The organism is Kitasatospora sp. NPDC057198 (genome assembly GCF_042670125.1).
In the GTDB taxonomy this organism is placed as follows: Bacteria; Actinomycetota; Actinomycetes; order Streptomycetales; family Streptomycetaceae; genus Kitasatospora.
In genome coordinates this window covers 1-6,588 of sequence record NZ_JBHUWH010000436.1, presented here as the reverse complement: position 1 = coordinate 6,588, position 6,588 = coordinate 1, and the positions used below count along the sequence as shown (strand labels likewise).

5 protein-coding genes are annotated in these 6,588 nt (G+C 73.9%); 3 read left to right on the top strand and 2 right to left on the bottom strand.

Features of this window, described 5'->3' with window-relative positions; all coding sequences use genetic code 11:
• Positions 1-56: 56 nt before the first annotated feature.
• Together ACFUEL_RS32400 and ACFUEL_RS32395 are read right to left on the bottom strand one after the other, a co-directional pair.
• Positions 57-1,967, bottom strand: a complete 1,911-nt coding sequence (locus ACFUEL_RS32400; RefSeq protein WP_380240592.1) for an RICIN domain-containing protein — start codon at positions 1,965-1,967, stop codon at positions 57-59.
• 51 nt (positions 1,968-2,018) lie between these two features.
• A complete protein-coding gene (locus ACFUEL_RS32395; protein ID WP_380240589.1) occupies positions 2,019-3,941 on the bottom strand; it encodes a discoidin domain-containing protein in 1,923 nt (640 codons plus the stop codon).
• 162 nt (positions 3,942-4,103) lie between these two features.
• Between ACFUEL_RS32395 and ACFUEL_RS32390 the strand changes: the two genes are divergently transcribed.
• The 3 genes from ACFUEL_RS32390 to ACFUEL_RS32380 all read left to right on the top strand — a co-directional run bounded on the left by ACFUEL_RS32390 (position 4,104) and on the right by ACFUEL_RS32380 (position 6,536).
• Positions 4,104-5,126, top strand: a complete 1,023-nt coding sequence (locus ACFUEL_RS32390) for a LacI family DNA-binding transcriptional regulator (RefSeq protein ID WP_380240587.1) — start codon at positions 4,104-4,106, stop codon at positions 5,124-5,126.
• 131 nt (positions 5,127-5,257) lie between these two features.
• Positions 5,258-5,890 carry a hypothetical protein gene (locus ACFUEL_RS32385; protein ID WP_380240585.1) on the top strand — a complete coding sequence of 211 codons (633 nt, stop codon included), beginning with the start codon at positions 5,258-5,260 and terminating at the stop codon, positions 5,888-5,890.
• Positions 5,891-5,945: 55 nt separating this feature from the next.
• Positions 5,946-6,536 (top strand): hypothetical protein, encoded by a 591-nt coding sequence (locus tag ACFUEL_RS32380; protein WP_380240584.1) that lies wholly within the window; start codon positions 5,946-5,948, stop codon positions 6,534-6,536.
• The last annotated feature ends 52 nt before the right edge of the window (positions 6,537-6,588 follow it).

Below are 6,588 nucleotides of genomic sequence, written 5' to 3'. Positions count from 1 at the left end.
GGTCCGGTCCACCAACCGGCCTCCCCGGTCCGGGGGTTGCGGTAAGGGGGCCGCGGTCAGCCGACCGCGGTCAGGCGGAACGACTGGGCCGCACCGCCGGTGCAGGTCCACTGCTGGAGGCGGGCGCCGTCCGCGGTGGAGACGCCGGTGACGTCCAGGCACTTGCCGCTGTTGCGGTTGACCAGCGTCCAGGCGCCGTCGGCCCGTTGGACCGGCTTGAACTGCTGGTTGGCGCCCCCGGACCACTGCCAGGTCTGGATCGCGGCCCCGTCGGCGGTGGCGGCCCCGGTGACGTCGAGCACCTGGGCGGTCGCGGCGGCGTTGCGGTTGGTGACGCGGTAGTAGCCGCTGTCGGTGGGGGTGAACTGCCACTGCTGGTTGGCACCGGTGCCGCACGCCCACTGCTGGACGGCGGTGCCGTTGGCGGTGCCCCAGCCGGTGGCGTCCACGCACTTGCCGGAGTTGGCGTTGGCCAGGGTGTACCAGGCGGAGGTGTTCACGCTCCCGCTCGGCGGCGTGGTGCCGCCGCCGGTGGGCGCGCCGGGCCAGGTGAAGGTGGCGACCGCACCGGCCGGGAGGTCGTAGACCAGGGAGCGGCCGCCGTCGCTGATCGAGAAGTGCTGGGAGCCGCCGGTCGCGTTGAGCACCACGGCGCCGCGCGAGCCGTCCGGGTTCAGGAAGGCGACGTCCTGCAGGCCGCCGCTGCCCTGGCTGGTGGAGCCGATCCGGTGGGCGCCGGGCTTGACGAACTTGGAGACGTGGCCGAGCACGTAGTACTCGGCGTTCTTGCGGTAGGTGCCGTCCGCGATCTCCAGCACGCCGTTGCAGTTGGTGGAGCAGTTGCCGTACTGCGGGCCGCCGTTGGCGTCCAGCGCGATGTTCCACAGCACGGCGGTGCGGCCGCCGCTGCGCAGGTTGCGGATGATCAGATTCTCGGTCTGCCACTTCAGCGTGCCGCTGAAGGTCTGCGCGGGGGTGGCCGCGTCGGTGCCGGTGCACTCGGTGAAGAACACCGCCTTCCCGGTGTTCGCGACCTGCTGTTCGGCTTCGGGCTGGCCGCCGTAGCAGTGGAAGGCGGCGCCCTTGAGCCGGGCCACCGAGGCGTCCTGGGAGAGCACGCTCAGCGGGAAGGCGGTGTCGTCCCAGTTGTGGTCGTACGCGTAGAGGTCGGTGGACAGGCCCGCAGCGGTCAGCTTGCCGTCCAACACCTTGATGAAGTCGGCCTGTTGGTCGGCCGTCATCCCGGTGGAGGGGTAACCCGTCTGGAACTTCGGCTCGTTGGCCACCGTCAGGTCGCTGATCGGAGCACCGGCCGCGCCGTACGCCTGGATCGCCCTGACCAGGTAGTCGGCGAAGTCCCCGTAGTTCTCCGGCTTCAGGCTGCCGCCGTTCAGCGAGTTCGAGGTCTTCATCCAGGCGGGCGGCGACCACGGGGTGCCCATGATCCGGATGTTCGGGTTGACGGCGCGGGCCTGGTTGATCGCGGGCAGGATCTCCTGCTGGTCGCGGGCGGTCGAGAACGAGCCCCTGGTGTCCTCGTACGAGTAGAACGGCAGGTGCGAGACGAAGTCGGAGGCGCCGAGCGGCTGGCGCAGGTAGTTGAGGCCGATGCCGCCGCCCGCGGTGGAGAACAGGTCGTTCATCAGGGCGGCCCGGGTGCCGACGGACAGCCCGGCCACCAGGTGGGCGGAGGACTCGGTGAAGGCGGCGCCGAAGCCGACCAGCGGCTGCTGGACGTCGGCCGCGTCGACCGCGATGTCCTGCGCCTGCGGGGTGGTGGCGGAGAATGGGACGGCGGCGGCCTGGGCGAGGCGGCTGCTGCCGTCGGCGGTGGTGATCCAGACCTGGGCGGTGGTGTCGGCGGCCCCGGCGGCCGTGCTGCCGACGGTGGCCAGGCCCGCGGCGGCCAGCGAGCCGGCCAGTGCGAGGGCCACGGCGATCCGGGTGGGGCGGTGCGGTCCGTGCATGGGACTGCTCCTCGTGGGGGGTGGGGTGGGGTGGGGGTGGAACGGGTGGGGTCAGCGGTAGAGGCGGACGTCCGCGAGGCTCCACCAGCCGGGCGCGGCAGCGGTGTCGGTGATCCGCAGGTAGCGGGCCCGGGTGCCGCGCGGCAGGTCGACGGTGGTGAGCTGGCCGGTGCCGGCGCCGTCGGCGAGCGGGTGCCAGCGGGTGCCGTCCTCGCTCGCCTCGATCCGCCAACTGCGGGCGTAGTCACCGAGGTTGTCGCCGCTGTCGAGGGCGATCCGGTCGAAGGCGGTGCGCCGTCCGAGGTCGATCCGCAGGTACTGGCCGGGGGCCTGGGCCTGCCCGGTGCTCCACCGGGTGGAGGCGTCCGCGTCGATCGCGAAGTGGGCGTCCGCGGTGGCGGGTTGGGCGGTGGCGGTGGCGCCGGTGAGCGGCACCTCGCGCCGATCGGCCTTCGGCGCACCGGACTTGGGCCAGCGGAAGGTGGCGAGCGCGCCGCCGGGCAGGGTGTACTCGAAGCTCTGCCCGCCGACCGCGACGGCGAAGTCGCGCGGCGCGTCGTTCTCGTTGTGCACCACCAGCACGGTCGACCCGTCCGGGTCGGTGAACGCGACGTCGGTCAACTGCCCGTTCCAGCCCGGTGTTCCGAAGCTGGTGCTGGCGATCCGGACGGCGCCGGGGCGGACGAACTTCGACAGGTGGCCGATGGTGTAGTACTCGGCGCCGGTGCTCACGCCGCCGTCGTCGTGCACGGTCAGCAGCGCGGTGCAGGTGCCGCAGCCGCCGTTGTGCGGGCCGTCGTGCTCGTCCAGTGCGATGTTCCAGTTGAGCACGGACCTGGCCCAGTTGCGGGTCGCGCCGACGGTCAGGTTGCGGGCGTGCCAGGTCAGCGTCCCGCGGAAGGTCTGCGCCGGGGTGTCGTCGGGGCCGTGCGAGCCGGAGCACTCGGTGAACCAGATGCCCTTGTCGGGGTGCGCGTCGTGCAGCGCGCTCTGCGCGGACGGGTCGCCCGCGTAGCAGTGGTAGGCCGTGCCGGCCAGCCACCGGGCGGCGTCGCTGTCCAGCAGCCGGTAGGGGTAGTCGGTCTCCGGGTCCTCGCCGGGCGGGGTGTTGCGGACGTCGTCGGGGTGGGTGGCCCAGTTGTGGTCGTAGCCGAGGATCTTCGTGCGCGGGCTGGCCTTCTTCAGCAGCGGCCCGAGCGCCTCGACCACCTTCTCCTCCTGCTCGGCGGTCAGGTCGGTGCCCGGGTACGCGTTGGGCTTGCGGTTCTGCGGCTCGTTCTGCACCGTCAGGTAGTCGACGGGGACGCCCGCCGCCGCGTACGCCCGCACGAACTCCACCAGGTAGCGGGCGTAGGCGTCGTAGACCGCCGGGTCGTCCTTGAGCTTGCCCTCCAGCAGCGAGTCGCCGGTCTTCATCCAGGCGGGCGGGCTCCACGGCGTCGCCACCACCGTCAACTCCGGGTTCAGGCGCCGGGCCTGGCGCAGCAGCGGCAGGATCTGCCGCTCGTCGTGGGCGATCGAGAAGTGCGCCAGCGCGAAGTCGCTCTGCCCGGCCGGGACGTCGTCGTAGGTGTAGTGCGCGGCGGCGGCCGTGAAGTCGGAGGAGCCGATCGGCTGGCGCACCATGCTGATGCCGATCCCGTCCGCGGGGTCGAACAGGCGGCGCAGCGCGGCGTCCCGGTCGGCGGGGGGCAGGGCGCTCAGGACGGCGGCGGAGGAGTCGGTGATCGAGGCGCCGAAGCCGTCCATCCGCTGGAACGCCTGCCCCGGGTCGACGGTGATGGTGGTGCGGGCGGACGCGCCCGGCCGGAACGCCACCGACGGGCGCCGGTGCAGCAGTTCGGTGCCGTCCGGGGTGGTGACCCAGACCTCGACGCCGGGGGCGGCGGGCCGGTGCGGGGGTGCGGGGGCCGCGCCCGCCAGGCCCAGGGTCAGGGCGGCGGCCGTGGCGGCGCCGAGCACGCGTCGGTACATCGGGATTCCTCTCGCCTTGCCTTCATGAAACAAAATGAAACGTTTCTGGCACTTTTGCGTGCGTTCAGGAAACGGCACCGCCTTTCGCCCTGTCAAGGTTCCTGCACCCCTTGCGAATTGGGAGTTGTATGATCGCCTCCATGAAACGAAACGATGAAACACATGGCTAGGCCGAAATCGACGCGGGTCACCGTCCGGGAGATCGCGGCCGCCGCCGGGGTCTCCCCCGCGACCGTCTCCCGCGTCCTGACCGGGCAGGCCGCCGTCGCCGAGGAGACCAGGGCCGCCGTCCGCGCCGCGATGGAACGGCTCGGCTCCCCCGAGCCCGCCGCCGCCCGGCGGACCGCCCGGCCCGGCGCCGTCTTCGTCCGCTGCCCCTACCTGCTCACCGACTACTTCGGCACCATCGTCACCGCCGTCGCCGAGGCCCTCGACCGGCATGGCCGGGAGCTGATCCTCAGCGCGGGCGGCTCCGCCCAGCACAACGGCGCCCTCGCCGGGCTCCCCCGCCGCCGCGACCTCGCCGGGGCCCTGCTCGTCCTCCCCGTCGAGGACGGCGCCGAACTCGAACGGCTGCGCCGCCAGGACTTCCCGTTCGTCGTCGTCGACCCCCGCACCCCCGTCCCCCGCGACAACGCCCCCCTCTCCGCCTCCCACATCACCGGCGCCCGCAACCTCACCGCCCACCTGGTCGCCCTCGGCCACCGCCGGATCGGCTTCATCAACGGCCCCGACGACTGGCTCGCCTCCGCCTCCCGCTTCGCCGGGCACACCGCCGCCCTCGCCGAGGCCGGCGTGCTCATCCCCCCGGAACTCGTCACCAGCATCGAACCCACCAGCGACTGGGGCCACACCGCCGCCGGCCGCCTCCTCGACCTCCCCGACCGCCCCACCGCCCTGGTCGCCTTCAACGACAAGGCCGCCATCGGCGCCCTCCGCGCCGCCCACGACCGCGGCCTGCGCGTCCCCGCCGACCTCTCCCTCGTCGGCTTCGACGACGAGTACCTCAGCCGCACCTCCGTCCCCGCCCTCACCACCGTCCGGCAACCCCTGGAAGAACTCGGCGGCCTCGCCGTCAGCCTGCTGCTCCGCCTGATCGAAGGCTCCGCCGTCGAAGCGCTGCACGTGGAACTCGCCACCGAACTCATCGTCCGCGACTCCACGGGGCCGGTGCCGAACCGCTGAGCACGCCCCCCCGAACCGACCGGCCGTCAGGAGGCCGCCGTGTTTGCGGACCCGCGGACGGGTCACCCGAAGCCTGGAGCGAACCGAACTGGGCGGCCCCGGCGGGCGGCCCCCGTGTCAGGAGGCAGAGCATGTCAGGTGGTCAGATCGCGGCGGTCATCGTGATCGCCCTGGTGGTGGTGGCACTCGGCGCGTTCGCCGTCCTCCGCCACCGGCAGCAGCACCCCAGCCTGAGCCGCCGGTTCGGGCCCGAGTACGAGCGCACCGTCGCCCGGCACGGTGGCGACACCGCCGCCGCCGAACGCGAACTCGCCGAACGGGTGGAACGGCACCGGGAGTTGACCCTCACCCCGCTGAGCGCGGCCGAGCGGGACCGGGCCGAGGAGCAGTGGGCGCAGGTGAAGGCGCGCTTCGTCGACGACCCCCGGCAGGCGCTGGCCGACGCGGAGGCGCTGCTGGCCCGGGTGGCCCGCGACCGCGGCTACCCGGACTCCGACGTGGACGCGCAGATCGACACCATCTCGGTCGACCACGGCGAGCACGTCGAGTCCTACCGGGCGCTGCGCGCGCTCTCCCGGCCGAACGCCGCCGCGGGCTCCCCGGCCACCGAGGAGCAGCGCGCGGCCCTGCTCCGGGCCCGGGAGCTGTTCACCGCGCTGGTCGGCGCCGGCGACGAGCCGAAGCACGCCCACGCGCACGGCACGGCGAAGGCCGGGGGGCCGTCCGCCCGGCGGCTGTCGACCCGGCACGGGCACCACGCCTGAACCCCGGCCGGTCCGACCGCGACACCGCCGCCCCACCGTCCCCGAGGAGGACAGCATGACCACCGAGAACCCGAGCAGCGACCGCGTCAACCGCACCGACCGCACCGACCGCACCGGCTCCGGCACCACCCGCGGCCGCTTCGCCACCAACGCCGGTACCGGCACCCCGCAGGGCTTCGCCCCGGCCCCGGCCGCACCGGCCCGCCCCGACACCGACCCCCGCACCGACGGCGCCGCCGCCCCCGACCCCCGCGCCGACCGCGCGGGCACCACCCCGCACCCGGCCGACCTGGCGAAGGGCGCCGAGCCCGCCCGCCCGCGCTCCACCGCCGGGAACCCGTTCGCGACCGGCGATTCCGACCCGCTCCTGCCGGCGGAACTCACCTCCCGGCTGAACGGCCGGATCGACCACGCCGTGGGCACCTTCGTGGACGACCCGGGCCGGGCCGTCCAGGAGGCGGACGAGGCCCTGGACGAGACGGTCCGCGAGCTGACCGACCGCCTGCACGAACGCCGCACCGCACTGCGCGACGCCTGGCGGGCCGACGGCGACCGGGACTCCGCAGGCGCCGCCTCCCGCACCGAGGACCTGCGCCTGTCGCTGCGCGCCTACCGCGACCTGCTGCAGCACCTGCTCGCGGCCTGAGCACCGACCGCGAACGCGAACGGCCCGACCGCTCACCACGGAGCGGTCGGGC

What these genes read in the sequence shown, in the direction of transcription:
- ACFUEL_RS32380 (WP_380240584.1), top strand. Translation starts at nt 5,946, where the DNA reads ATGACCACCGAGAACCCGAGCAGCGACCGCGTCAACCGCACCGACCGC.
- ACFUEL_RS32390 (WP_380240587.1), top strand. Translation starts at nt 4,104, where the DNA reads ATGGCTAGGCCGAAATCGACGCGGGTCACCGTCCGGGAGATCGCGGCC.
- ACFUEL_RS32400 (WP_380240592.1), bottom strand. Translation starts at nt 1,967, where the DNA reads ATGCACGGACCGCACCGCCCCACCCGGATCGCCGTGGCCCTCGCACTG.
- ACFUEL_RS32395 (WP_380240589.1), bottom strand. Translation starts at nt 3,941, where the DNA reads ATGTACCGACGCGTGCTCGGCGCCGCCACGGCCGCCGCCCTGACCCTG.
- ACFUEL_RS32385 (WP_380240585.1), top strand. Translation starts at nt 5,258, where the DNA reads ATGTCAGGTGGTCAGATCGCGGCGGTCATCGTGATCGCCCTGGTGGTG.